The organism is Thiocapsa bogorovii (assembly GCF_021228795.1).
GTDB lineage: Bacteria > Pseudomonadota > Gammaproteobacteria > Chromatiales > Chromatiaceae > Thiocapsa > Thiocapsa bogorovii.
In genome coordinates this window covers 1,918,253-1,943,492 of record NZ_CP089309.1, presented here as the reverse complement: position 1 = coordinate 1,943,492, position 25,240 = coordinate 1,918,253, and the positions used below count along the sequence as shown (strand labels likewise).

Here is a 25,240-nt window from a genome sequence, read left to right as displayed (position 1 = left end):
ACAACGACAACGCCAACGACAACGAAATTGATCTCGGACGGTCTCGGAATCTCTACACTGGACCATTCGCCGGATCCGATCCGATCCGATCCGATCCGATCCGATCCGGTCGGGGCGGGGCGAACGCGCAAAAAGAACACCCGCCCGCGAAACACACGATATCCGCTCCGCCAGCCGGTCGCGCGGATCCGATACCGATTCTTTACTCCTACGTTGCGCGATATCAGCCATGGCTTTCGAACAACCGCTTGATGCCCCTTCGCGGACAACCCCCGAAACCCACCTGCGCGGGCACGACAAGGTATCGCGCATCCCGGTCAAGGTCGAGCCCGCAACGGAGATTCTGCGCAAGCCAGCGTGGATTCGTGCCAAAGCACCGCTCGGAGCGGGCGTGAGCCGAATCAAGAGCCTGCTGCGCAAGGGCAAACTGGCGACCGTTTGCGAGGAGGCGATGTGCCCGAACCTGGGCGAGTGCTTCAATCACGGGACCGCGACCTTCATGATCCTGGGCGACATCTGCACGCGTCGCTGTCCCTTCTGCGATGTCGCGCACGGGCGTCCGCAGCCTCTAGATCCGCTTGAGCCGCGACATCTGGCCGAGTCGATCGCGGCCATGGGCCTTCGCTATGTCGTGATCACATCGGTCGACCGGGACGATCTTCGTGACGGCGGAGCCGCGCATTTTGCGGCCTGTCTGGCCGCGGTTCGCGAACGCAGTCCGGCAATCAAGCTCGAGGTCTTAGTGCCCGATTTCCGTGGTCGCGAGGCGATTGCCCTCGAGCAGTTCGTCGGCGCCGGCGTGCCGGATGTCTTCAACCACAATCTCGAGACGGTTCCGCGACTCTACCGCGAGGCGCGCCCCGGCGCGGACTATGCCGGCTCGTTGCGATTGCTCGCTGCATTCAAGGCGGCGCATCCGGGCGTTCCGACCAAATCGGGATTGATGCTCGGTCTCGGGGAGATGCGCGAGGAGGTCGACCAGACGCTGCGGGATCTGCGTGCGCATGATTGCGACATGCTCACCCTGGGCCAGTATCTCCAGCCTAGCCGCGATCACCTGCCCGTAAAGCGCTACTGGACACCGGACGAGTTCGACGACCTGCGGCGCTTCGCCGAGTCGATCGGCTTTTCCAATGTTGCGAGCGCGCCGATGGTGCGCTCGTCCTACCACGCCGATCGTCAGGCGAGCGAGGTGCTCGACAGCTCGGGATCGGAAGGCGTTTGACGACCGGCCGGCGCGACCCCGAGACGCATGGCGTCTCCAGCCGCGCCATCCCTCTCCACCATCGGGCGATCTTCAGTCTTCGCGCGGCAGATGGTCGCTGTAGCGTTCCATCAGGTAACAGAGACAATCCTGGCGGATGATGACCTGATTGGTCGTCAGCATCGAGGGCATGACGGGCTGACGCAGCCGCAGCTCGTGATCCTCGACATGGAAATAACGCTCGCCGACATCCCGGCCATGCTCATCGCGCACGTCCAGACCGATCCCGAATCCCGGGTTGATGCGAGCGAAGGCCATGCCCCGCGGCAGCTCGCAGAAGTTGAGGTGCTCGATCGTCGGATTGAGCTGCAAGTCGGCCTCTTCCGGAGCGAATCCAAATCCCACGTCCTCGCGCACCTTCACCTGGGCCACCGTGTGGAACAGATCGATATCCTGCGACGCCACCGGATGCGGTGAGATGCGGGCGAGGTGCAGCGCGGCCTCGATGAAGCTGCGGGCATGCTCGACCCCCTGATGTTCGCCGACCCTGCCGCATTCAACCGTGACGGACGGACACAGCTCGGCCATGGCGAGGGATTGTACGCCGGCCGGTCGGGTGAAATAGACGACGATGCGTCCGAATAGATTCGCGAGGTTCAGGAATCGGTTGTCGATCCGGTTCACGCAGGCATAGTGTGGATTGGAGCCGGTGTTGTTGTGCAGATCGAGGCTGGCGAACATCCCGCGCTCGGCCATGATGCGCACGACCTTTGCCATGAGGTCATGTTCGGGGGTATGCGGACGATCGGTGCCCGGCCAGACACGATTGTAGTCCGGCTGTCCGGGCAGATGGCGCACCCCGGATGCCGCTGCACTGACGTTGCCGATGAAGAGGCTCAGCGCGCGCGGCAGGCGCAGCTCGCCGAAGCGTTCGAGCCGGTCGCGCAGCAATGCGCGGATCGCCTCCCACCCGACGGTCTCGTTGCCGTGCATGAGCACCGACACGAAGAGCGCGGGCTCGCGTGCGCCGTGCAGATGGATTAAGGTCGGCGCTCCGAGCAGCCGATCCAGGTCGTGGCTTTCGGCCTTGAGGATGCCTTCCGGAAGGTGATCGAGCTCTTGGAGCATGGCGTCTAAGTCGTCGATTCGGGAGTGGGTTTAAACCGCGCCCGGCGCGGTATGCGATGTTTTCGGATGGGATCGGCCCCGGCAGACTTAAGGGCCGTTGGAGCCGGCGCGGTTCAAAATGTTATAACGATGTTGTTTAGAACGCGTCCCCGCTAAGGGTTGTGGATGCACCAAACGTCGAACTCACTCGAAAACGAGCATCTCGCTCAGGACGTGGCCTAAGTATCCGATCCAGCCTGTCGTGGTCGATGCGAGGGTTCCGTGGCTTCCGCTCGATCCGATCAGTCGCGCAAGGCCCACTCGTGTACCGGCTGCCCCGTCCCTTGCTGTTCGAGGTAGGCGGCGGTCAGCCCGGCCATGTCTGGGCCATGGCGCGCGACCCAAGCGCGCTGCCAACGGGCTCCGGTCCGGCCCGTTTCGAGCCGCCGCTCGATGATGCCGAGCCAATGCGCGATTTCCGGCGGGTCGATGCCTGCAGCCTGCAGCCCGCGTCGCGCTCGGGGCAAGAGATCCTTCCCGAGGATGTGGGTGACGGGCAGGATTGCGCCGTCCACCCACGGGATTTCGGCATCGAGCCCCTCTCGCGCACAGGCATAAAAGGCTGCGCGGGTTTGCAGGAAGGGCATTCGCGCCTCCGGCGGCTCGAGTTGCCCGGCCAAATCACGCACGGCACCGAGGTACAAGGCCGCATTCGCCAACATGTCCGACACCGTCGGACCGGCCGGAACGACGCGGTGCTCGATGCGTAGATGCGGCCGCCCTGCCGCATCGAAGCCGAGCAGCGGGCGATTCCAGCGCCAGATGGTACCATTGTGAAGACGCAGATGGGCCAGTGCCTGCGGCTCCTCGACCATGAGGTGCGGGAGCAGAACCGGATAACGGTCGAGGTTTGCGCGAAAGGTCTCCATGATCGAACGCTCGGCATAGCGGAAACCGAAGTTCACCCGTTCCTGCAGGATGGGGCCGCCCAGAGAGACCGCCTGCTCGAAGAGCGGGATTCGGGTCTCGTCCCACAGGTCGTGCCCGAAGAGATAGGGTGAGTTGGCCGCGATGGCGACCATGGGCCCGCTGATGAGCTTCGAGGCGTTGTAGACGCGCGCCGCTTCGCCGGGGCTCACCTTAAGGTGGATCTGAAACGAGGTCGCGGCGGCCTCCAGCATCACGTCGTGCCACTCCAACGCGAGGCGGTCGCGACCCGCGATGTCGAGCTTCAAAGGCCGGTCGTGCCGCAGGGCGAAGATCTGGTCGTTGAGGGCCCGGTAACGCTGTCGTGGTGTCATGGCGCCGAGGCTGAGATGTTGCGGGCGCACGGTCGGCAGGATGCCGATCGTCAGGAGACGGGTCCCCAGTGTCTGCGCCACGCGGTCGCAGCGTTGCAGCGTCGCCGTGAGCTCGGTCGCGAGCCGAGACAGACAGTCGCCCGTCAGCGGCATCGGCGAACCGTTGATCTCCGCGTTGAAGGTTGCGAGCTCTGCGACCACCAAGGGGTCGTTCAGACCCGCGAGGAGCGACTCGACCTCGGGTGCCGGATCCAGCCGAGGATCCACCAGCCAAGCCTCCAGCTCGAATCCCGCGGTCGGATCGGATGTCTCGAACCGATCGGAGTCCAGCCAGTGTTCCAGGAGCGCCGTCTCCTCGCGCAGCCTGGCGGCGAACTCGACGAAGTCCTGCTCGGTGAAATGCGCCCCCGCGATCTCCTGGCCCATCCCTTGTCCTCCGTCAGGGTTGACTTAGCCCCATTATGGTCGGATCTCGGGCCGCTCGATAGGCGTCGCGGGGTGCCGGCCGTGCTGGGACTCCTCGCGCAGGAGCCGATCCAACTCCGCGAGACGCTCGGGCGTCCCGATATCGAGCCAGTATCCGCGGTGGTGTTCTCCGCCGACCCGGTCCTGTTCCATTGCGTCTCGAAGCAGCGGTGCCAGTGCAAAGGCCCCCGGGCGACACCCCGCGAACAAGCCAGGGCTGTAGACCCCGACGCCGCTGAAGGTCAGACGCCTGTCGCCTTCGATTCGGCCGCCCTCGGCTTGGTCTCCCTCGGCTCGGACACGGTCGTTCCGCAAGATGAAATCGCCGCCGGGGTGGTGTGGCGGATTGTCGACCAGTACCAGGTGAGCGAGGTCGGTCCCGGCGATGTTCAGGCCTGTAAAATCAATATCGGACCAGATGTCGCCGTTGATCACGAGGAAGGGGTCGGATCCGAGGAGCGGCAGGGCTTTAAAGATGCCGCCGCCGGTCTCCAGGGCGGTTTGCTCTGGGGAATAGCGGATGTGGACCCCGAACCGACTGCCGTCGCCCAGTGCCGCCTCGATCTGCTCGCCGAGGTGTGCGTGGTTGATCACGATCTCCCGGATGCCGGCCGCGGCCAAACGCTCCAGGTGATACTGAATCAACGGGCGACCGCCGGCCTCGAGCAGGGGCTTGGGGACCTGATCGGTCAGGGGACGCATTCGATTGCCGCGACCGGCGGCGAGGATCATCGCCTTCATGAGAGCGGGTGAACTCCTGTTGGGGTACCCCAAGATACACCAGCCGGCATCGTTAGGGTCGTCGACTCGATCCTCGTCGGCTCGATCCGGATCCTGCGGGCTCGAACCCAGCAGACGCTCGGTTTGGATGCCCGCCGTTGCCGTGGTAGCCTTTTCGCTTACCGTCGGCCAACGTGGTGACTGAGCGTCTTCGTCGTGTTCAAGATTGTTTCCTTCAATATCAACGGGATTCGTGCGCGACCCCATCAGCTCGAAGCGATCAAGGCCGCCCATGATCCCGACGTCCTGGGCCTACAGGAATGCAAGGTCGCCGACGACGCCTTTCCGGTCGATCTGGTGCGAGGGCTTGGGTACGCGACCCATTTTCACGGTCAGAAGTCGCACTATGGTGTCGCGCTCTTGAGCAAGGTCGAGCCGCTCGCAGTCGTCAAAGGCTTTCCGGGGGATGCCGAAGATGCGCAGCGTCGCGCCATTATCGGGTCGTACCCGTTACCCGGCGGTGGTGAAATCACGGTCATCAACGGCTACTTCCCGCAGGGCGAGAGCCGTGACCATCCGATCAAGTTCCCGAACAAGCGCAAGTTCTATGCGGATCTCACGGCTTATCTGCGGGATGTCTGCTCGCCCGACCAGAATCTCGTCGTGTTGGGCGATATGAATGTGGCACCGCTTGACCTGGATATCGGCATCGGGGCGGACAACGCCAAGCGCTGGCTGCGGACCGGCAAATGCAGCTTCCTCCCGGAGGAGCGCGAATGGCTCAAGGCCTTGACCGATTGGGGTCTGGTCGACGCCTACCGCGCGGTACATCCCGAGGTCGACGACCGCTTCAGCTGGTTCGATTATCGCTCGCGCGGCTTCGAGCGCGAGCCCAAGCACGGACTGCGTATCGATCACCTCTTGGTGACTGCACCACTGCGCGAGCGTCTGCTGGATGCCGATATCGATTATGCCATTCGCGGCATGGACAAGCCCTCGGATCATTGTCCGGTTTGGGCGCGATTCGATCTCTGAGGCCGCCTCCGAGGTCGAACGACGATTCGGATCCGGGCTAAACCGCGTCCAGAGTGAAATGCGTCATTTTCGGCTTGTGTCGGGCTCAAGGATTTTTCCGACCTCTGTGGCGACGCGGTTAGAATTTAAGCGTCTCTAATGCCTTAAACCGCGCCAACTCCGGCAGTTGTCGGAGCTTGCGCGGCCAAGCCAATCCAACAAAAGACGCATAGTGCACCGGGCGCGGTTTAACCTCTTTTTTCATCGACACGGCGATCCTAGTGCCTCACATCATGTCCCGAAAACGTGCTTCGGCAAGAGCGCTCGATCGATGACGTCGCATCAGCCGATCGGCGTCTTCGACTCGGGTGTCGGCGGTCTTTCGGTCCTGCGCGAGATCCGTCGCGAGCTGCCGGACGAAGATCTGCTCTATGTCGCCGACTCGGCCTATGCGCCCTACGGCGATCAGTCCAGCGAGGCGATCGAGCTGCGCGCCGTTGCCGTCACCGAGCGGCTGATCGCGTGCGGTGCTAAGGCGATCGTCGTGGCCTGCAATACGGCCACGGGCGCGGCGGCCCGGGTACTTCGAAACCGGTATACGGTGCCGGTCATCGCCATGGAGCCTGCGGTCAAGCCGGCCATCGAGCAGACCCGCTCGGGCGTGGTCGGGGTTCTGGCCACGCGACAGACCCTGGCCAGTCACACCTTCAAGCAACTGCTCGCGCGCTTGGGGGAGGGACCGGAGATTCTCCTCCAGGCGTGTCCGGGGCTGGTCGAGCGGGTCGAGGCCGGCGACCTGGAGGGTGAAGGTACACGACTCCTATTGGCCGCCTACCTGGAACCGCTCTTGGCGAAAGGCGCCGATACGCTGGTCTTGGGATGCACACATTATCCGCACCTGGGGGGGCTGATCGGCGAGATCGTCGGACCGCGGACCCGGGTATTGGACTCGGGCGCTGCCGTTGCGCGGCAGGTTCGCCGCCGCCTGGACGAGTCCGGATTGCTGGCACCGCCCGGCGGTGTCGGGACCGAGCGCTTCTGGACGAGCGGCGAGCCGTTCAAGGTCGCTGCGGTGATGGAGCGGCTCTGGGGCGCCCCCCTGGAGCTCCATCCGCTGAGCCGAGAGGCGGCGACACCGTTTTTCAGGGAGGGCGAGGCCCTCATTGCCCAAGGCGCCGGGCGCAGTCGATGATGTCCGGCGGCCTACAACCTTGTTGCGGAGGCATCATGCGCTGGACTAGGGGTATCCGAATCGCCGTGATCCCGGCACTTCTCCTGGTCGCGCTCGCCTCCTCCGGTGCCTTCGCCAACGAGCCGTGCCTAAAGATGGTGTTCGGGCATTATTGTCTGGGCGGCGATGTCGGACCACTGTTGCAGGCCGTTCCGCCTCCGCTTGTGCGCCAGGAGCAGGACGCGAGCTTGGCCTTGGTGTTCGTCGATGGTCCGGATCGACTCTACGTGCTCGCCTTCAACGGCAAGATCTACAAGGTCGTGCGGGCCTTCGGCGTCTCGACACAGCTGCGGTACGAGGAGACCTACGCTGCCTTGCGCGATATCTACGGGCTCGGCGAAGACCGCAGCCGCTTCTCCTCCGATGCGACCACGCCCGGGCGCCGCTTGGTCGCGATCCGTCGCGGCGAAGGCATCGCCATGCATGTCTGGACGCCGTCGCCGACCTGGCGCATCGAGCTGTCCTGGACACGCGAGATGGGCCTCTCGCTTGCCTATGTCGCCACCGAGCTCAGTGCTGCTCGTGCTGCGCAGATCGACCGGGGGTTCTGAGCCCGGTCTTGCATCCCTCTAGACCTGGATGTCTATTCCCCGATCCTTCGGATCGATCGGCTGCCCGACCAGCGCGAGCCCGCTTTCGCCCAGGCGCGAGAGCACGACCTCGACAAGCTGATTGCCCTCGATCGCGGTTTCGCGTGCCGCGACCTGGACCGGCAGGTAGTTGGGGGTGTAGCCGAATCGGGTTTCCCGCCGCTCGCCGTCGGGGTTGCCCTCGCAGAGGATCTCGACGGTTTTGCCGATCTGCTCGCGCAGGATCGCTTCTCGCATGCGCAATCCGATGTCCTGAAGCGCACCCAAGCGCCGACGCTTGGTCTCGGTATCGATCCCCCCCGACATCTCGGCTGCCCGGGTTCCGAGCCGTGGCGAGTAGGCAAAGGCATGGATGTGTCCGAATCGCATCGACTCGGCAAAGGCGAGCGTGTCGTCCCAGTCCTCTTCGCTCTCGCCGGGGAACCCGACGATGATGTCGGTCGTGATGTTGAGGTCCGGCACGCGCGCGCGACCCTCCTCGACCAGTCCGCCGAACTCCACGGTCTTGCAGCGCCGCGCCATGCGTCGCAGGACAGGGTCCGAGCCGCTTTGGAGCGGCAGGTGCAGATGCGGCATCAGGCGCGGATCCTCGAAGTTCCGCCAGAAGGCATCGCCGAGATCCCAAGGTTCCAGCGAGCCGAGGCGTACACGGGGGATCCCGGTCTCGCCGAGGATGCGCGCGATCAGATCGGAGAGCGTGCTGCCCGAGTCGCTGCCGTATCCGCCGAGATGCACGCCGGTCAAGACCACCTCGCGGATGCCTTGCGCGACCAGTCGATCGATGGCGCCGATGATCTCGGCATCAGTCCGGCTGCGCTCGGCACCGCGCGCCACGGTGGTGATGCAGAAGGTGCAGCTGTATCGACAGCCGTCTTGGATCTTGATGAAGGCACGCTGGCGACCCCGCGCGAAGAGTGCTCCAGCGGAATCGTTTTTAGCCGTCTCGGGCATGGCCGGAAGGTTCAGGGTTGCGAGCGCGATCTCGACCAGGCGGTCCTTGTCGCGATTGGCGACAATCAGATCGACACCGGTCTCGGCCGAGACGGCGTTGTCTCCGAGCGTGGCGAGACAGCCGCTTACGATCAGTCGCGCCCCTGGATTGGCGCGTTGGCTGCGCCGCAGGACTCCGCGCGATTTGCGCACGGCCTCCTGCGTAACGGCGCAGGTGTTGACGACGACCAGGTCGGCGGGGGCGCTTGCATCGACCACGCGAAACCCCGCGTCTCGAAAACGCTCGGCCCACTCCTCGGATTCGGCCTCGTTGAGCCGGCAGCCGAGCGTCGTGATATGGACGCGACGACCGAGGCTCAGGGCGGCTCCGTGTCGATCGGGTCCGATCTCAAGCCCCCGGCGCACTCGGTGCCTGCGGCGTCGGGGAGTTCTGATGGATCAGCAGACGCCAGCCATCGGGCCCTCTCCTGAAGACGTTGGTGCCGTAGATCGCCGGCCCCGGCTGGCCCGGTGCCCCGCCTTGCATCCGCTCTTCGATCAGGTGGATCGAGGTCTCTCCGGCCTCGATCCAGGCGATGTGACGCACCTGGATGTCGAAGGCCCCTGCCTGCTCGAAGATGGATCGCCAAAGCTGCAGAACCTCATGCCCCATCACCAGCGGCGTCATCGGCAGGAGACAGGCAATGCTCTCCGAGTCCTCCCACACCTGTTTCATGGCCGCGGGGTCGCCCGCCTCCAGCGCATCGTAGAAGGCGTCCTCGGCGTCCTGAGGTGTGTCGAAAGGCATTGGCTTCGGTTCCCTGGCTGATGGGTTGCTTCTTGGCGGTAGGCAACCGTTCTATAACAAGTGATCCATCTTAGCCCCTCTCCCCTCGCGGGAGAGGGGTTGGGGAGAGGGGGAGAATGAACCGGAATGGCTAAGTTGTTTCTGAACCTTTACGAGGCGGAGGGCCGGTGCGCCGGACGCCCCGGTGCGTCGATGCTCTCCGGAAACCCTCCTTAGCTGATCGCTAATAGATGACTGCTCACTCCGGTGCAGCTGCGCTCCGGCCTGATTCCGTGTTCCGCTCGGGCACCGGTGGGCCAAACCAAGGCGCCGATCGGCGCAGATCCACCCGCGGGATGCGTAGCTGGATCCGGTCAGGGGTCACCTCGCGAGACATGGTTGCGACATCGGCGTCCGGCGGCAGGGCCAGGCCCTGACTGGCCGAGCCACTCATGACGCTGTAGCCGCGGCCATAGCCCGCGCCGAAGCGGTCTTCCCGATACTCTTCGGCGCGGGTCCGGTAAGCAATCCGCAATCCGCGTCCTCGGGGAATGATTTGGACCTGCTCGGGATTGATGTTCGCGAGCCGGATCTCGACGAGGTAGGCGTCGGGGGTCGTTCGTCGCGAGATCGACAGATGTCTCGCCTGCTGGTTCGAGGTCGCGGGCTGCGCGGAAGGCGCGTGCGATTGTGCGGCGAAGGGGTTGCTCGGCGGCACAGGCAACCCTGGCGGCTCCATGAACGGCGGTGGTCCGAAAGACTGCGGCGCGTACGGGTCTCCTGGATCCGCGAAGGGGCCAGGGTTGCTCCATCCGCCGGCCCATGGGGCTGCGGGATAGTAAGGGCCGGGCGGTGGCGGCCGATATGGGCCCCATGCGAAGGTCGGGGCGGAAGCGACGATGACTAAAACCGCGGCGGTCATGTGGGCGATACGCATCGGTGACTCCTACATCTGCGGGGATCCGATACGTCAAGTATAGGGCGGCCGAGGACATTGGCGCACCCGCCACGTCGGGCGATCCGCCGAATCGACGAGCCCATGCGCCAAGAGCCAGAGTCGTGCATCCTCGGCATCCTGCTCGAACCAACGCTTGGTCGAGCCCAGTCGGAAGCTGTAGCCCCAGGCATCCATGTCCGCGAAGATGCGCTCGCGCCCGAGACCAGGGACGGCATCCGCCAGCAGCACCTGGAGATAACAGACCGCGTTCTCTTCCGGGTCGTCGCCGCCGGCATCCGTATGCAGGCGCCCACGCCGATCAGGGTCCATACAGATCCAATGCCCCGCCTCGTGCAGAACCGAGTGCAGGGGCGTCTCGGGTGTGGCATGTAGAACGTCGCCGACCAGGCCGGCTTCCGATTCACCCCAATAAGAGCCTGGAATCTGTTGGCCTGCGTCGTGAAGGGTGAAACCCAAGCCGAAACGCCCGAGCAAGGACACGACCTGCGTGATCTGCTCACCGATGGCGCCGAGCGTCTGGACAGGTAGGGGGCTTGCGGCGGGCGCGTGATCGTCGAACATGCTGTCGCTGCGGGCTTTCAGGAGTCGGTCGCCGGATCTCGGTCTGCGGCGTGGTGATGAGCGAACGAGCAACCATACGGCGGGTTTCTGAGGCAGACGGGGCCTTGCTCGTAAGCCCGTTGCGCCAGGCAAAGCCTGGAAGGAGGGGAAGATAGCGAACGGATAAGCAAATCGGAAACTCCTTTTTGCGACCCACCGGGTGCAAGTCCCGAGCCGGTAAGGAGTGGCCATCCACCGGAACCGAGTGTTGCGTGGTGCGGGAGCGATCCCGCCTGCGAAGCGTACACAGGGGGCGTGCAGGCCATCGACAAACCGCTCGGCGACCTGCGGATGGCACGCAATCAAGACCAGCCCGTCGGCAATGATCGCTTCTGTCGAGAGATCGAAGCGACGACCGGCCAGCGCCGCCAATTGCGCAAGCGCGGCAGGCCGCGGAAGCAGGACGAGCCGCAATCAGCCGACGATACGGGGCAGGGCAAGTTGCCGTTGTGAATAAACCGAACCTGTCGCCTTTTCTATCGCACCTACCTCGACATGTACGACACGGGCTGGGCCGGTCAGAAGTGCACCAGCTCCTTCTCTGACGACGCGGGCAAGCTCACCAGCCGCTACCAGTGGGATGCGGTGACATCGGAGGGCGATCTCTACAAAGCCGGCGTCTGCGGGCAGGGCGTCTACATCTCGCCGTCCACCGACACGGCCGTGGCCTGGTTCGCCACCAGTGACGGCAACAACCAGGAAGAGACCATGGCGAGGGCGACCGTGAAGCACATGGGACAGGACTCCCGACACCGATAGAAATCACGAGGGACGGGACATGTCTCATCGAAGAACAGCGTGATCTCGCGTCCGAACCGCTTGCCCTGCGCGTAGCGGCGATACAGGTCGTCCGGCAGGACGGTCAGCATCGAGCAAAGAAGCAGGTCCAAGACCGCCTAGGCCCCCGCTCTTCGATCGGCTGTCCGTTTGGGGGAGCGGCGGCCAGCACCGCGACGAGCTCGAACTGCACCTTCTGTCACCGATGTGGCATCTACTCCGGCAACGCGAGGATTTTGAAGTAGAAGGTACCGATACCGATGAGGGCAAACAGCACCAACACCGCCGTGACGATGAACAGGACGTCGGTCTCCGCCGGCGCAGTCGCGAATGAGGGCAAGTGCTGCGTCGCGGCCGGGCGTAGCGACTCCGTGATCTGCAAATCTCCGAATCGAACTTGTCGAGATCCGCGGCCCGGAGGCGACCCGAAGTCGGCCCGCAGAGTATCCGCTGGGAACTTGGCGTCAATCGTTCGGCTCCCGAGGATGCGCGAAGCAAATCGCAACACCTAGGCCGCCTTGGGACTCCTTGGTGGCGTACAATCTGGACCGGCTGCTGATGGCTCAAGCTGCCCTGCTGGCCCAGCAGTTGCCACGCCAGCTCTTTGGTCTTCTGTAACGCCAGCTTTGGGAACATAAGCTTACATGACTACTATCCGATCCAAGGTCGCCGTCCTGGGTGTCACCGCCCTGGCGCTGACGCTGCAAGGCTGTTTATCGATTCCCGTCAACATTCGGTCTGATCCGACTGGCGCGACCGTGTTGGCAAATGGCCAGGTGATCGGGACCACGCCCATGCAGATCTACGCGGATCGCGTATTTCCGCACCAGCGCAAGGGACTCGACTGGCATCGGGAAGGAACCCTTACGCTTGAACGATCAGGGTGCACGCCCGAAACCATGGAGGTCGACAACGAACTGCTTAAGCGCAGCCTGACCGTGGACCTGGATTGCCGCCCTGACGCGCCCATGGTGAGCGCATCCCAAGCGGTGCCCGCACAGCCGGCGGCGGCAACGCGGGCTTCGCCGGGCGGAAGCGGGGCGACGGCCCAGCGTCTGGAGGAACTGGAGGGGCTGCGCAGACAGGGCTTGATCAGTGCTGAAGAATACCAGTCGATTCGCAAGCGGATTCTGGATCAGCTATGAAAAGGAAAGTAGGGTTAGGTCTTGCAATCATGCAATGGCTGATTACAAGAATGGACCTAACGCGGTAACAGGCGGATTGACTTGCTGGTCGAAGTCCAGCCAGTGGAGTTGCTCGTATACGATAGAGTTCCAGCGACAGTGCGGGCACCTCGAAACGGCATCTGTCGGGTCCGCCCCGATTTCCCATGCCGGAATACCGATGCCATGAGCGTGACGCTCGTGCCCTTGCGCCGCCGGCTCAAGGCGCGCTCGGAATCCGCGGCAGCGGCGAGCCCTCCGGGCAGTAGGTCACGGTATAGCCGCGCTGGCCGCCGCTCGAACAGGCGCATTGCTTCGGATCGAGGGGATATTGGTAAGCATCTTCGCAACTCACTGTTGTACAAATCAACTGAGTGCGGTTTCCAAGGCTGTCGCATGCACAGTCTCCGCCGGCCATGTCGACCTGGATCGGCAGGTTGAAGAAGATATTGGCGCTTACTGTTACACAGTTGTTCGGGTCGACCCCAGGGCCGCAAAGCAAGGGAGGCATGGCGTTGGTGCTGAGGTTCACGAAGTCCTGGCCCTGGAAATCCGGCGTCAACTCCAAATGGGTTCCGAATGTCTTGTCGTAGTTCATTTTCGGACCGCAGCATGGCGTCTCGGCGGGATCGCTCAAGCATTGTGCGGCACCCGCATTCGTCGGCTGACAGTAGGCCGCGTAAGTCAGGTTCGGGTGCTCCCACATCCCGGGCTCGCGTTGCACTGTGTTCGGCTGCACCGCGGTCCAATCCTCGCACGCCAGTTCTCGGCATTGGTCCCTGGTGGTCACCGGTGCGACCAAGATCTTGTTCGGACTCCCCACGTGAAGTTCGCCGATCGGGAAGGTCTCTTGATCCCCCGCCTGCAGGACATTGCCGTCGATCGTGGCATTGGTGTCCGACATCAGCTTCAAGGGCAGGGCGCAGTTGTTGAATAGGATGATGTTTCCGGCGACCGGCGTGGTCGACCGACCGGAGACGATCAGCGCCACCTGATCGACCGCGTCCAAGGCGCCATCGTGCAACTGCCGGAGGTGCTTGAAGATGCCATCCAAGGATTCCTCCGCACCGGGACAGGACGCGGGGTCCCGCAGGACCGTCTCGACGTAACGCCGCAGATGCTCGCGATCGCAGTCCTCGAGACCGACGGCCATTCGTGCCGGGTCCTGTGCCTGGCCATTCAGGCTATCGGCGCGGGCTGCCAACAGACATGCGATGTAATCGCCTGCGATGACGCCGACCTCGGCCTCGCAAGATCCGCCGACCGCCGGATCGGCCGAGACCTGCGAGGCGAGCAGCAATGCGCCGCAGGCGCAGGCGCGAATCGGGCGCACGACGACAGACGGGTGTTTGTTCATCGATCGAGCCTCGCGAATCCTCGTGGATCGGGCCGGGGTTCGCCGTCGATGGCATGCGCCGGTTCGGAAAGGGCCTCGCCGCGAGTCGGGCGGCCGGGAAGGCTCCGAGACCTCGATCATTGACCCTGCAAACTCAGTCTATTGCAGTTTCCGGCCGCAGTCCAAAGCCAACCCAAGTCCCGGGACCGACCGCTTTGACCTCGGCGAGCGTAACGAGATGACGGCACTCGGCGACGGCATTGGTTCTCCGGCAGCTGAGGTCGTCGCCGTTTTCGACTTCGCGTCGATCTCCCCGACACCACCTCGGTGTCCGAATGTTGTTTGTGATGCAGGCAACCTGTGGCAACGTTCGTGCCTCTAACATACTTTCCGAGAGGACGCCTCCATGGAGTACACCCGATCGTTCGCGGTTGTGGAAGCCATTGCTCTCCTCGGACTCTTCTTTTGGCTTCGCCACCTCATTTCCAAGAATCCGTACAAGGACTTCGACAACAAGGACGAGACGCGGAACGATGAGACGAGCGGTCGAGAGAAGACCGGCGGCGAGTCTTGACGAGAGGGCGCCTCGGCGCGTGGAGATTTCGGCGAGCGGAGCACGGCGCGACCGAGCCCGGTCGACGCGCCGTAGGCCGAGGTTCGCGTGGTGAACGGGTCCGGGGGCGGTTGCGGTTGAGCCGACTTCGGTAAGCGGGCTCTCGATCGGTTGCTCGAGCGTGACTGGCGGAGAGGGTGGGATTCGAACCCACGGAAGGCTTGCGCCTTCTCTTGATTTCGAGTCAAGCCCGTTCGGCCACTCCGGCACCTCTCCAGGTTTGTCGGTCGTGCGAGTTGCTCGCCTTCGACAAGCCCGTAAGTGTAAGTCGCGGAAACTTACTTGTCTATCGTCGGGATCGTCTGTCGTCGGCGCCTGGCCTGGAAGAAGCCACGCAGCGTCTCGCCGCACGCCTCGGCGAGGACGCCTCCGCGGCATCCGGTGCGGTGATTGAATCGCCCGTCCGACGGCAGGATGTCGAAGAGGCTCCCGCAGGCGCCCGCCTTCGGATCCGCCGCTCCGAAGACCACCTCGCCGACGCGCGCATGGATGATCGCGCCCGCGCACATGACGCAGGGCTCGAGGGTCACATAGAGGATCGTGCCGGGGAGGCGGTAATTGCCGAGGCGTTGCCCGGCATCGCGCAGGGCCTGGATCTCGGCATGGGCGGTCGCGTCGTGGGCACCGATCGGTCGGTTCCAGCCCTCGCCGATGACCTCGTCCTTCAGCACCAGGACCGCGCCGACCGGGACCTCGCCCTCGGCCGCGGCTCGATCGGCGAGGCTCAGGGCCAATCGCATCCAGTGCTCGTCGGTGTCGTTAGAAGGGTCCATCGATGGGTTGACCCGTGCGGTTTCCGGAGTATTCGGTCGTGTTTCGGAGCTCCGCCGGCAAGGCGCGCGCCTCGGCGGAGGCTTGCGCTGGATACATGACATTGTGATCGCAGACCTGGTTTGGGAACGCGGCCCAATCGGCACGTGGCGCGGAGCGCCGAGGACATGCGTGACACCGCGGAGCGAGTGTCACGAGTTCCCCGAGTGGCTGGTCTAAGGTGCGACGCGCCGCGCGGTCACTCCCACTCGATCGTCCCGGGCGGTTTGCCGGTGATGTCGTAGACGACGCGCGATACGCCGGGTACCTCGTTGACGATGCGCCGGCACACGAGATCCAGGAAGTCGTAGGGAAGGTGTGCCCAGCGCGCCGTCATAAAGTCGAGTGTTTCGACCGCACGCAACGCGATCACATGGGCGTACTGGCGGTTGTCGCCGACCACGCCGACCGAGCGGACCGGTAGGAAGACGGCGAAGGCCTGGGAGACCTGATTATAGAGGTCGGCGCGACGCAGCTCTTCGATGAAGATGTGGTCGGCCTTGCGCAGGGTGATCGCGTCGTCCTTTCGGACCTCGCCCAGGATGCGCACGCCGAGGCCGGGCCCCGGGAAGGGGTGACGATAGACCATCTCGGAGGGCAGGCCGAGCTCGATGCCGATCTTGCGGACCTCGTCCTTGAAGAGCTCGCGCAGGGGCTCGACCAGTTTGAGGTTCATCTCCTCCGGCAGACCGCCGACGTTGTGGTGTGACTTGATCACCGTCGCCTTCCCGGACTTGGCTCCGGCGGATTCGATCACGTCCGGGTAGATGGTGCCCTGAGCAAGCCACTGAACGTTGACGAGATTGCTCGCTTCGTCGTCGAACACCTCGATGAAGGTGTTGCCGATGATCTTGCGTTTCTGCTCCGGGTCGGTCACGCCCTTGAGTCGGCCGAGGAAACGGTCTTCGGCATCGACCCGGATCACCTGCACACCCATGTGGCGCGCGAAGGTGCTCATGACCTGATCGCCCTCGCCGAGCCGCAGCAGGCCGTTGTCGACGAAGACGCAGGTCAGCTGGGTGCCGATCGCGCGATGCAGCAGGGCGGCGACGACGCTGGAGTCGACGCCGCCCGAGAGTCCAAGCAGGACGGCGTCGCTGCCGACCTGATCGCGGATCTTGGCGATGCTGTCCTCGATGATGTTGCCGGGGGTCCAGAGGCGTCCGCAGTTGCAGATCTCATGGAGAAAGCGCTCGATGATCCTCTGACCCTGGCGGGTGTGGGTGACCTCCGGATGGAACTGCACCCCGTAGAATCGGCGCTCCTCGTCGGCGATGCCGGCCAAGGGCGCATTGGCGGTCTCGGCAATCACATGGAAGCCCGGGGGGAGGGCCTCGACCCGGTCGCCGTGGCTCATCCAGACATCCAGCAGGCCGTAGCCCTCCGGGCTGGTGTGATCCTCGATGTCGCGCAGCAGGCGCGAGTGGCCGCGCGCGCGCACCTGCGCGTAGCCGTACTCGCGATGGACGGCCGGGGCAACACTGCCCCCGAGCTGTGCGGCCATCGTCTGCATGCCGTAACAAATACCCAGCACCGGCACGCCTAGCTCGAACACCAGCGAATCGGCGCGGGGCGTCTCGTCCTGATGGACCGACTGGTGACCACCGGACAGGATCACGCCGCTCGGTGCGAACTCCCGGATGGCCGACGGAGCCATGTCGTGCGGGTGCAACTCGCAATACACCCCGGCCTCGCGCACCCTGCGCGCGATGAGCTGTGTGTACTGCGACCCGAAGTCGAGGATCAGGATGCGGTCGGCATGAATATTGGTCATAACGTGGCGATGGTTCCGGACGACGAGCGGGGAAGAAGGAGAGGACAACAGAGATCCGACGACGCGAGGTTTGAGAAAAAAGCAAGAAAACCTTACTGACGTATTTTGATTGCTTGCGCCGGGTTGTGCCCAAAGCACAATCCGGCGCAAGCAATCAATTGTCGATCCGATAGTTCGGTGCTTCTTTCGTAATCTGCACGTCGTGCACGTGGGACTCGCGCATCCCCGCGGCGCTCACGCGCACGAACTGCGGTTTGGTGCGCATCTCCTCGATCGTCGCGCAGCCGGTGTAGCCCATGCTCGATCCCAAGCCGCCGACCAGCTGGTGGATGACGTTCAGCACGCTGCCCTTGTACGGCACCCGCCCCTCGATGCCTTCCGGGACCAGCTTTTCCTTCTCGGTCTCTTCCTGGAAGTAGCGATCGCTCGAGCCTTCGGACGAGCCCATCGCCCCGAGCGAGCCCATCCCGCGGTAGGACTTGTAGGAGCGTCCCTGGTAAATCTCGACCTCTCCGGGCGCCTCATCGGTACCGGCGAAGAGTCCGCCGATCATGACGCTGTTGGCCCCGGCGGCGATGACCTTGGCGACATCTCCGGAGAAACGCAGACCGCCGTCGGCGATCAGCGGGACGCCCGTGCCCTCCAATGCCTCGGTGACGTTCGCGACCGCCGTGATCTGCGGGACGCCGACACCGGCCACGATGCGGGTGGTGCAGATGGAACCCGGCCCGATCCCGACCTTCACCGCGTCGGCACCCGCGTCGACCAGCGCGCGGGCTGCATCCGCTGTGGCGATATTGCCGCCGATGACCTGGACCTCCGGGTAGCGGACCTTGACCCACTCGACCCGATCCAGCACACCTTGCGAGTGCCCGTGGGCCGTATCGACGACGATTACGTCCACCCCGGCCTCGACCAAGGCGGCGACGCGCTCGTCCGTTCCCTTGCCGACGCTCACGGCCGCACCGCAGCGCAGCCGCTCTTGGGCGTCGCGCGAGGCCTTGGGAAAGTCCTTCGCCTTCTGGATGTCCTTGACCGTGATGAGTCCGCGCAGCTCGAACTTGTCGTTGATCACCAGGACCTTCTCGATACGGTGCTCGTGAAGGAGTCGTACGACGTCCTCGCGGCTGGCGCCCTCGCGCACGGTCACCAGGCGTTCCTGCGGGGTCATGATGGTCGAGACCGGCTCGGTCATGCGGGTCTCGAAGCGCAGATCCCGCCCCGTGACGATGCCGACCAGCAGGCCGTTCTCGGTGACCGGCACGCCCGAGATATTGTGCGCGTGGGTCAGCTTCAGCACCTCGCCGATGCTGGTTTGAGGCCCGACCGTGATGGGGTTGCGGATGATCCCGCTTTCGTAGCGTTTGACCGCCATGACCTCGCGGGCCTGGCGCTCGGCGTTCATGTTTTTGTGGATGATCCCGATACCGCCTTCCAGCGCCATTGCGATCGCCAGACGTGCCTCCGTGACCGTATCCATCGCGGCCGAAACGAGCGGAATCTTAAGGGTAATGTCGCGGGTCAGCCGGGTCTGGAAATCGACCTCGTTCGGGAGCACCCGCGAGTGGGCCGGGACAAGCAGGACGTCGTCGAAGGTGAGTGCTTCCTGGATCAGGCGCATGGGGAGGCTCCGCAATCAGTGACCAGAACAGGAAAGTAACCCGAAAGTATAGAATTTCAACGGCCGCAGGTAAACTCCGTCTGACGCCAACCTCTTGAACCCTTTGATTGCGAATCCCGCCATGCCACTCCAACGACCCGCCCGTGCCTTTGACGATGATCGCGACATCTACAGCGTCGCCCGACTGGCGAGCGAGGTCCGCGCCGTGCTCGACGGGAGTTTCCCCGTGCTCTGGGTTCAAGGCGAGCTGTCGAATCTGGCCCAGCCGGCCTCCGGCCATATCTATTTCACGCTGAAGGATGCGGCGGCGCAGGTCCGATGCGCCATGTTTCGTCACAAGCGGATGCTCTTGAATTTCCGCCCGGCCAACGGTCAAGAGGTGCTGGTTCGCGGTCGGGCGAGCTTCTTCGAGCCGCGCGGCGATTTTCAGTTGGTGATCGATTACATGGAGCCGGGTGGCGAGGGTGCCCTTCGGCTCGAATTCGAGCGCCTGAAGCGAAAATTGGCCGCGGAAGGCCTCTTCGACGAGGCCGTCAAACGTCCGATTCCGGCATTTCCGCGACAGGTGGGTCTGATCACCTCGCCGAGCGGTGCGGCCGTGCGTGACCTGCTCGCCGTCTTGAAGCGCCGGTTCGCGGCCTTGCCCGTGGTGATCTATCCGGCTCAGGTGCAGGGCGAGGCCGCACCGGCGTCGCTCCGCGCCGCGTTGGCGGCGGCGAATGCCCGCGCCGAGTGCGACGTGCTCATCCTGGCCCGCGGCGGGGGCTCTCTCGAAGATCTGCATGCCTTCAACAACGAGGCCCTCGCGCGGGCGATCCGCGCCTCAGCCATCCCCGTCGTCACCGGAGTCGGGCACGAGAGCGACATCAGCATCGCCGATCTCGTCGCCGACCGACGCGGGGCGACCCCGTCGGCCGCGGCCGAGCTGGTGGCGCCCTCGGGCGAGCATCTGCGCCACCGGCTCGTCGCCTTGAGTCGGCGTCTGGACGCGGCCCATGCGCGTCTCCGGGTCGCCGCCGGCCAACGGCTGAACGCCGTCGCGCGACACTTGGCATTGCTCCACCCGTCAGCGCGTCTTCAGCAGCGCGCCCAGCGTCTTGATCAGCTCGAACAGCGTTTGGTTTCGCTCCTGTCGAACCGGCTGGTGCAGGCTCGGTCCCGATTGCGCCCGGCGGCGGCACGCCTGATGCCCGCCTCGCCGGGGCGACGGTTGGCGGGGCTCGGAATCGGGGTCGACGCGCTCGCCGAGCGTCTCGCCCGCGCCCGCGCCCGGCTGGCCGAGACCCGGAGCGAGCGGCTGCTGCGCGCGGTCGCCGGCTTGGAGGCCCGCAGCCCCTTGGCGACGCTCGCCCGCGGCTACGCCATCGTCACCCGTTTGCAGGACGGCGCGATCGTGCGCGCGCCCGAGCAGGCCCCGTCCGGTACACGGATCGAGGCACGGCTCGCGCGGGGGCGCTTGATCGCGGTCGTCGAGTCCGAAAGCAGCGCCTGATGGCATCGCCGTCGCGTTTCGCCACGACGCGTGATGCCGAGAGCCTGCTCGATGCATGCGCGCCCCGCCCGACGCGCTCGATCAACTCGGACGCGACACGCGGTCACGCCGAGGGTTGCTTTCAAAACCGCTCCGGCTCCTCTCCTTAAAGGCGTTCGCTCCCATTGCGCGGTTTGCAATGGAGCTCGGCGAACCTTAAAGCACATCGGTTTCTCGCCAACCTGCCTCTTCAGGCCGTACTCTTGCACCTAGAGACGATTGGGTTTCCTACTCGTCGGACTTGCCGATCACGAGAGAAGGGCGGCGATGACCACTCAAAGTATCCATGAGCATCCGGTCAGTGACCGACGGAATGCTCAAACAGCCCGGACTCTAGACGCTGACACCGAGTTCATAAACCAAGAAGAGATAATAGGTCGCCAACTCGCTCAACTCCTAGGGTTTTTGACCGTCGGTTCGGGCCTGGTCGTCGGGGTGTCATGGTGGTTTGATCGTTGGCAAGCCCTGGCATTCGGCGCAAGCAATGTGCCGATGGCACCGTCCACGGCATTCTTGTTCGTATTGCTGGGGACGGTGCTGGTCTCCTCCAGCCGCTGGCCATTTTCCCCTGTCGCTCGCCTCTTCAACATCGGCTGCCTCTCGATCGTTATCGTTCTCAGCGTGTTGTTGGGCGCGCAGACCATTGGCGGCAATTCCTTCTTGGAGCATTGGATCGTCGGAGATCTCTCAACCTCAACGGGGATCCCTGTCGGGCGTATGTCCCCCCTTACGGCCCTGGCGTTTCTGCTCGCAAGCGCCGCACTCTATTGCCGGTGGTCGGCGTCGAAACGTCGCCCCGCCTGCCTCTTGACGTCCGTAGCGCTGTCCTGGGGCATTTTCGTGATCAGCGAGGTGACGCTCACCGGATACGCCTCAGGTCTGCCGCCCGTGTTGGGACATTCGACGATTCCCCCGGCCGTGTTGACGGCGTTCGCCTTCATGCTGGCGAGCGTGGCCATTTTGCTGCCTTCGCTGACGCAACTGAGGCTGTTCCAATCGCCCGCCGGTATGACGGCCTACGAGAGGATCTGGGTCGTCGTCGGGGTTGCGGTGATCGGCATTGTCGTTGCCGCTGCCCTGCGAGCGGTCATCGTTGGTGAAGATGGGGGAGACGTCCTTCCATACGTCATTTTTTACCCCGCAGTTCTGATCATTGCGCTGTCCACCGGTCTCTCGGGTGGTCTGCTGGCAACACTGCTCGCGGGCATCTACGTGCAGGCCTGGCTCCACGGCGGCGTGCTGACTGGAACCGAATGGCTTGCCCTGACGGTCTTCTTGATCGGCAGCACAATTACCAGCTTGATCAGCGAAGCCATGCGCCAGAGTCGGACTCGCGAGAGACATGCTGGAATTCAGCTCAAGCGGGTGCTGTTCGAGCACGAACAGGCAGCAGAGGCATTACAGGAGAGCGAGCAAAGGTTTCGCTCTGTTTTTGAGCAAGCGGCCGTAGGGGTGGCGCGACTCGCAACGGATGGTACCTGGCTGGAAGTCAATTAAAGGCTCTGCAGTATTGTTGGTTATTCGCGAGACGAGCTTTTGTCGAAGACGTTTCAAGACATTACTCATCCGGATGATTTACGGGCCGATCTCGGCTATGTGAACCGGTTGCTCGCGGGTGCCATTAATACCTATGCAATGGAAAAGCGTTACTATAAAAAGAGTGGTGATGTTGTCTGGATCAATCTTACCGTCAGTTTGGTGCGAGACAAGATAGGACATCCTGGGTATTTTATCTCGATTATTGAAGATATCAACGAGCGTAAGCAGTCCGAGCTCGCGTTGCGAAATAGTGAGGAGAAGTTTCGCGCGCTTTTTGAGCAGGCTGGTAGCTGTTGCATGATCCTTGATCCGAATACCCCGAATGGTATTCCCCTTATTGTCGACGCAAACACGTCAGCTTGCTTAATGCATGGCTATGAGCGCGAGGACTTTATCGGTAGACCCGTCTCCGACATCGATGATCAAGCCGGAAAACAGCTGGTCAAGAAGAGAACGGCTGAAATCATGACAGGAAAGCCGTTTTCCGTCGAGAATATACATGTCCGTAAGGACGGTACGACGTTCGCCGTCTCCGTGAATGCGAAACGTATCGATATCGGCGGCGAGCCGCCATTGATCTTCACGACGGAGTACGACATCAGCAAGCGCGAGGAACTGCATAACCGTATCCAGAAGATTGCGGCGCATGTCCCGGGTATGATTTACCAGTATCAGCAGTGGCCGGACGGGCACGCCGCCTTTCCCTATACCAGCGCAGGCATCAAAGACATCTATGGCGTCGAGCCGGCTGATGCCTCGACGGATGCGACCGCCGTCTTCGACGCGGTGCATCCAGACGACCGCTCAAGGGTCGAGGCCAAGATCGCCGAGTCGATGCATGATTTGACCACCTGGCAAGACAGCTATCGGATCGAGTGTCCCGACGGGCGCTTGACCTGGGTCGAGGGCGAAGCGTCTCCCGAGCGGCAGCCGGACGGGAGTGTGCTGTGGCACGGTTCGATTCGGGATGTCACCGACCGTAAGCAGGCTGAAGAGAAGTTGCGTCTTGCCGCCAGCGTCTTCGAACACAGCTTTGAGGCGATTCTGATCACGGATGCCGAAAACCGGATCATCGATACGAATCCCGCGTTCAGCGCCATCACGGGCTACGAACAGGCAAGCGTGCTCGGCCAGGATCCTAAGATCCTGGCCTCCGGTCGACACGATCAGGCATTCTTCCGTGAGATGTGGGACGCGATCACACGGAAGGGGTCTTGGCAGGGCGAGATCTGGAATCGGCGCAAGGATGGTGAGCTCTATGCCGAGCTCTTGTCGATCTCGGTGGTCCGCCATGCGGACCAGTCGATCGCAAACTATATTGCGATCTTTTCCGACATCAGCGAGCTCAAGGCCCATGAGGAGGAACTGGATCGTATCGCCAACTACGACCAACTCACCGGCTTGCCGAATCGACGGCTCTTATTCGATCGAATTGAACAGGCGAGCGTCCGAGTCCGGCGTTCGGGCCGGCTCATGGCCGTCTGCTATCTCGACGTCGACGACTTCAAACCGATCAACGACAAGTACGGACACGCCGTTGGCGATCAGGTCCTGATCGGCATCGCAAATCGGCTGCGCAAGGTGCTGCGCGCACAAGACACGGTAGCTCGACTCGGCGGTGACGAGTTTGTCCTGCTCTTTAACGACCTCATGCGACTGGAAGACAGTGATGTCCTACTGGAGCGCGTACTGGCCGCCTGTACCAGCCCGATCGTCCTGCAGGGAGTGACCCACCGGGTCTCCGCCAGCATCGGGGTCACCCTCAGTCCGCCTGATGTTCCGTTTGAGGGCGACAGTGCCGACATCTTGCTGCGTCACGCCGACCAAGCCATGTACCGTGCCAAAGAAGCGGGCAGGAATCGCTATCACTTGTACGACGCCAAACAAGATCGGCAGCTTCAGGAGCGCCGGCTGAAACTGCAACGCATCAAAGAGGCGCTGGCCGAGCAGGAGTTCGTGCTGTTCTACCAGCCCAAGGTCGATATGGCCGCTCGCGAGGTCATCGGCGTCGAGGCGCTGATTCGTTGGCGGCACCCGGAAGACGGTCTGTTGTTGCCGCGTGCCTTCCTGCCCCTGATCGACGGCAGCGACCTGGAGATTGCCGTCGGTGAGTGGGTGATCTCGGCCGCACTGACCCAAGCCGCGATCTGGCAGCACCGCGGCCTCAAACTACCGATCAGCGTCAATATCAGCGCCGGGCATTTGTTGGCACCGAGCTTCGCTCAGCGCCTGGGGGAGTTGCTTGCCGAGCATCCCGAGTGTGATCCGGGTTGTCTCGAGATGGAGATCTTGGAGACCTCGGCCTTGAGCGACGTCGAGCGAGCCGGCCGAACCCTGACGACTTGTCGTGCACTCGGGGTGCGTTTCGCACTCGATGACTTCGGCACCGGTTACTCGTCACTTGCCTATTTCCGCCGATTGCCGATCGACGTGCTGAAGGTCGACCAGAGCTTCGTGCGCGACATGCTCGATGATCCGGATGACATGGAGATCGTCGAGAGTGTCGTCAGACTGGCTCGTGCCTTTAAGCGGGTGGTCATTGCCGAAGGCGTCGAGACACCCGAGCATGGGGCCTTGCTGATCCTACTCGGTTGCCCCTTGGGCCAGGGCTTCGGCATTGCGCGTCCGATGCCTGCGGATGCGATTCCCGGCTGGGTGTCAACCTGGCCGGAGCAAGGCGAAGGCATGGTCGTCGACCAGGACATCGGTAAGGATGACATTCCGTTGATGATGGCCATGCAGAACCACCGCCGATGGGTCGATGAATTCGTCGATGCGCTCAACGATGCAGACCTCTCGAGACTGTCCGCAATCGAGAGAGACGCTTGCCGTTTCGAACGCTGGTACGAAGGAACCGGAGCTGCCCACTACGGGGCGCTCGAAGCGTTTCATGCGGTAGGCCCGTGTCACGCCGCCGTGCATGATCTGGCGATCTCCATCATGGCGACGGCCGAACACGGCGAGATCGATTCGGCGCGGTCGCGAGTGCCCAATCTCTTCAAGGCTCGCGACGAATTGATCGGTCATCTCGAGGCTTTGATCGGGACGCTGAGAACAGCGGTCGAATAACCCTTCCGGCCAAGTCACGCATGGCGATCCCGACTCTGTCGGGCACACTCCCTGCCGCTACCGGTCGCTTCTCGGACTCAAGAAGCCCCGACGCAGTCCG

General features: G+C 63.5%; 23 protein-coding genes and 1 tRNA gene. 11 read left to right on the top strand and 13 right to left on the bottom strand.

Translation table 11 applies throughout. From position 1 onward, the window contains the following. Window positions 1-229: 229 nt before the first annotated feature. Window positions 230-1,225 carry a lipoyl synthase gene (gene lipA / locus LT988_RS08830; protein ID WP_232409800.1) on the top strand — a complete coding sequence of 332 codons (996 nt, stop codon included), beginning with the start codon at window positions 230-232 and terminating at the stop codon, window positions 1,223-1,225. 72 nt (window positions 1,226-1,297) lie between these two features. On the opposite strand, the gene LT988_RS08825 is transcribed toward lipA, so the two are convergent. The 3 genes from LT988_RS08825 to murU all read right to left on the bottom strand — a co-directional run bounded on the left by LT988_RS08825 (window position 1,298) and on the right by murU (window position 4,818). Further along, window positions 1,298-2,332, bottom strand: a complete 1,035-nt coding sequence (locus tag LT988_RS08825) for a M14 family metallopeptidase (RefSeq protein ID WP_232409799.1) — start codon at window positions 2,330-2,332, stop codon at window positions 1,298-1,300. A 281-nt stretch (window positions 2,333-2,613) separates the two neighbouring features. Continuing rightward, complete coding sequence (locus LT988_RS08820; RefSeq protein ID WP_232409798.1) at window positions 2,614-4,038, bottom strand: glutamate--cysteine ligase family protein; 1,425 nt, start codon at window positions 4,036-4,038, stop codon at window positions 2,614-2,616. A 33-nt stretch (window positions 4,039-4,071) separates the two neighbouring features. Next, window positions 4,072-4,818 (bottom strand): N-acetylmuramate alpha-1-phosphate uridylyltransferase MurU, encoded by a 747-nt coding sequence (gene murU / locus LT988_RS08815; RefSeq protein WP_232409797.1) that lies wholly within the window; start codon window positions 4,816-4,818, stop codon window positions 4,072-4,074. Window positions 4,819-5,013: 195 nt separating this feature from the next. Between murU and xthA the strand changes: the two genes are divergently transcribed. The 3 genes from xthA (at window position 5,014) to LT988_RS08800 (ending at window position 7,593) form a co-directional block, all read left to right on the top strand. After that, window positions 5,014-5,832 (top strand): exodeoxyribonuclease III, encoded by an 819-nt coding sequence (gene xthA, locus LT988_RS08810; protein ID WP_232409796.1) that lies wholly within the window; start codon window positions 5,014-5,016, stop codon window positions 5,830-5,832. Window positions 5,833-6,142: 310 nt separating this feature from the next. Next, a complete protein-coding gene (murI, locus tag LT988_RS08805) occupies window positions 6,143-7,003 on the top strand; it encodes a glutamate racemase (protein ID WP_232409795.1) in 861 nt (286 codons plus the stop codon). A 35-nt stretch (window positions 7,004-7,038) separates the two neighbouring features. Further along, the gene (locus LT988_RS08800; protein ID WP_232409794.1) at window positions 7,039-7,593 is read left to right on the top strand and encodes a hypothetical protein; all 555 of its coding nucleotides are present in this window, start codon (window positions 7,039-7,041) and stop codon (window positions 7,591-7,593) included. 18 nt (window positions 7,594-7,611) lie between these two features. Here LT988_RS08800 and mtaB read toward each other — a convergent pair whose 3' ends face one another. The 4 genes from mtaB to LT988_RS08780 form a co-directional block, all read right to left on the bottom strand. Then, window positions 7,612-8,988, bottom strand: coding sequence for a tRNA (N(6)-L-threonylcarbamoyladenosine(37)-C(2))-methylthiotransferase MtaB (gene mtaB, locus LT988_RS08795; protein ID WP_232409793.1), 1,377 nt, complete (start codon window positions 8,986-8,988; stop codon window positions 7,612-7,614). Continuing rightward, on the bottom strand, window positions 8,972-9,370 hold the full coding sequence (locus tag LT988_RS08790; RefSeq protein WP_232409792.1) for a YybH family protein: 399 nt from the start codon (window positions 9,368-9,370) through the stop codon (window positions 8,972-8,974). Before LT988_RS08790 ends, mtaB begins: the two co-directional genes overlap by 17 nt. Before the next feature lie 238 nt (window positions 9,371-9,608). Next, window positions 9,609-10,073 carry an Hsp20/alpha crystallin family protein gene (locus tag LT988_RS08785; RefSeq protein WP_232409791.1) on the bottom strand — a complete coding sequence of 155 codons (465 nt, stop codon included), beginning with the start codon at window positions 10,071-10,073 and terminating at the stop codon, window positions 9,609-9,611. A 246-nt stretch (window positions 10,074-10,319) separates the two neighbouring features. Then, entirely contained in the window at window positions 10,320-10,868 is a 549-nt protein-coding gene (locus LT988_RS08780; protein WP_232409790.1) for a hypothetical protein, read from the bottom strand. 294 nt (window positions 10,869-11,162) lie between these two features. On the opposite strand from LT988_RS08780, the gene LT988_RS08775 reads away from it, so the two are divergent. Both LT988_RS08775 and LT988_RS08770 read left to right on the top strand, forming a co-directional pair. Then, window positions 11,163-11,360, top strand: a complete 198-nt coding sequence (locus tag LT988_RS08775; protein WP_232409789.1) for a hypothetical protein — start codon at window positions 11,163-11,165, stop codon at window positions 11,358-11,360. A 42-nt stretch (window positions 11,361-11,402) separates the two neighbouring features. Further along, window positions 11,403-11,666: a hypothetical protein gene (locus tag LT988_RS08770; protein WP_232409788.1), complete on the top strand. Its 264-nt coding sequence runs from the start codon at window positions 11,403-11,405 to the stop codon at window positions 11,664-11,666. Window positions 11,667-11,898: 232 nt separating this feature from the next. Here the strand turns inward: LT988_RS08770 and LT988_RS25240 are convergent, their stop codons facing one another. Beyond that, window positions 11,899-12,024: a hypothetical protein gene (locus LT988_RS25240; protein WP_269752115.1), complete on the bottom strand. Its 126-nt coding sequence runs from the start codon at window positions 12,022-12,024 to the stop codon at window positions 11,899-11,901. Window positions 12,025-12,328: 304 nt separating this feature from the next. Here LT988_RS25240 and LT988_RS08765 point away from each other — a divergent pair, with 304 nt between their 5' ends. Further along, a complete protein-coding gene (locus LT988_RS08765) occupies window positions 12,329-12,829 on the top strand; it encodes an SHOCT domain-containing protein (RefSeq protein WP_232409787.1) in 501 nt (166 codons plus the stop codon). 238 nt (window positions 12,830-13,067) lie between these two features. Here the strand turns inward: LT988_RS08765 and LT988_RS08760 are convergent, their stop codons facing one another. Then, complete coding sequence (locus tag LT988_RS08760) at window positions 13,068-14,204, bottom strand: glycoside hydrolase 64/thaumatin family protein (protein WP_232409786.1); 1,137 nt, start codon at window positions 14,202-14,204, stop codon at window positions 13,068-13,070. Window positions 14,205-14,589: 385 nt separating this feature from the next. Here LT988_RS08760 and LT988_RS08755 point away from each other — a divergent pair, with 385 nt between their 5' ends. Beyond that, on the top strand, window positions 14,590-14,757 hold the full coding sequence (locus tag LT988_RS08755) for a hypothetical protein (RefSeq protein WP_232409785.1): 168 nt from the start codon (window positions 14,590-14,592) through the stop codon (window positions 14,755-14,757). 165 nt (window positions 14,758-14,922) lie between these two features. Here LT988_RS08755 and LT988_RS08750 read toward each other — a convergent pair. From LT988_RS08750 to guaB, 4 genes are all read right to left on the bottom strand, one after another. Beyond that, window positions 14,923-15,012 (bottom strand) — tRNA-Ser (locus tag LT988_RS08750). A 62-nt stretch (window positions 15,013-15,074) separates the two neighbouring features. Beyond that, a complete protein-coding gene (tadA, locus tag LT988_RS08745; RefSeq protein ID WP_232409784.1) occupies window positions 15,075-15,569 on the bottom strand; it encodes a tRNA adenosine(34) deaminase TadA in 495 nt (164 codons plus the stop codon). A gap of 236 nt (window positions 15,570-15,805) precedes the next feature. Beyond that, window positions 15,806-17,380, bottom strand: coding sequence for a glutamine-hydrolyzing GMP synthase (guaA, locus tag LT988_RS08740; protein WP_232409783.1), 1,575 nt, complete (start codon window positions 17,378-17,380; stop codon window positions 15,806-15,808). A 154-nt stretch (window positions 17,381-17,534) separates the two neighbouring features. After that, window positions 17,535-19,001: an IMP dehydrogenase gene (gene guaB / locus LT988_RS08735; protein WP_232409782.1), complete on the bottom strand. Its 1,467-nt coding sequence runs from the start codon at window positions 18,999-19,001 to the stop codon at window positions 17,535-17,537. A gap of 121 nt (window positions 19,002-19,122) precedes the next feature. On the opposite strand from guaB, the gene xseA reads away from it, so the two are divergent. From xseA to LT988_RS08720, 3 genes are all read left to right on the top strand, one after another. Then, a complete protein-coding gene (gene xseA / locus LT988_RS08730; protein WP_232409781.1) occupies window positions 19,123-20,493 on the top strand; it encodes an exodeoxyribonuclease VII large subunit in 1,371 nt (456 codons plus the stop codon). Between the two features lie 306 nt (window positions 20,494-20,799). Beyond that, window positions 20,800-22,029: a hypothetical protein gene (locus LT988_RS08725; RefSeq protein ID WP_232409780.1), complete on the top strand. Its 1,230-nt coding sequence runs from the start codon at window positions 20,800-20,802 to the stop codon at window positions 22,027-22,029. 12 nt (window positions 22,030-22,041) lie between these two features. After that, the gene (locus LT988_RS08720; RefSeq protein ID WP_408648075.1) at window positions 22,042-25,140 is read left to right on the top strand and encodes a PAS domain S-box protein; all 3,099 of its coding nucleotides are present in this window, start codon (window positions 22,042-22,044) and stop codon (window positions 25,138-25,140) included. Window positions 25,141-25,240: the final 100 nt, after the last annotated feature.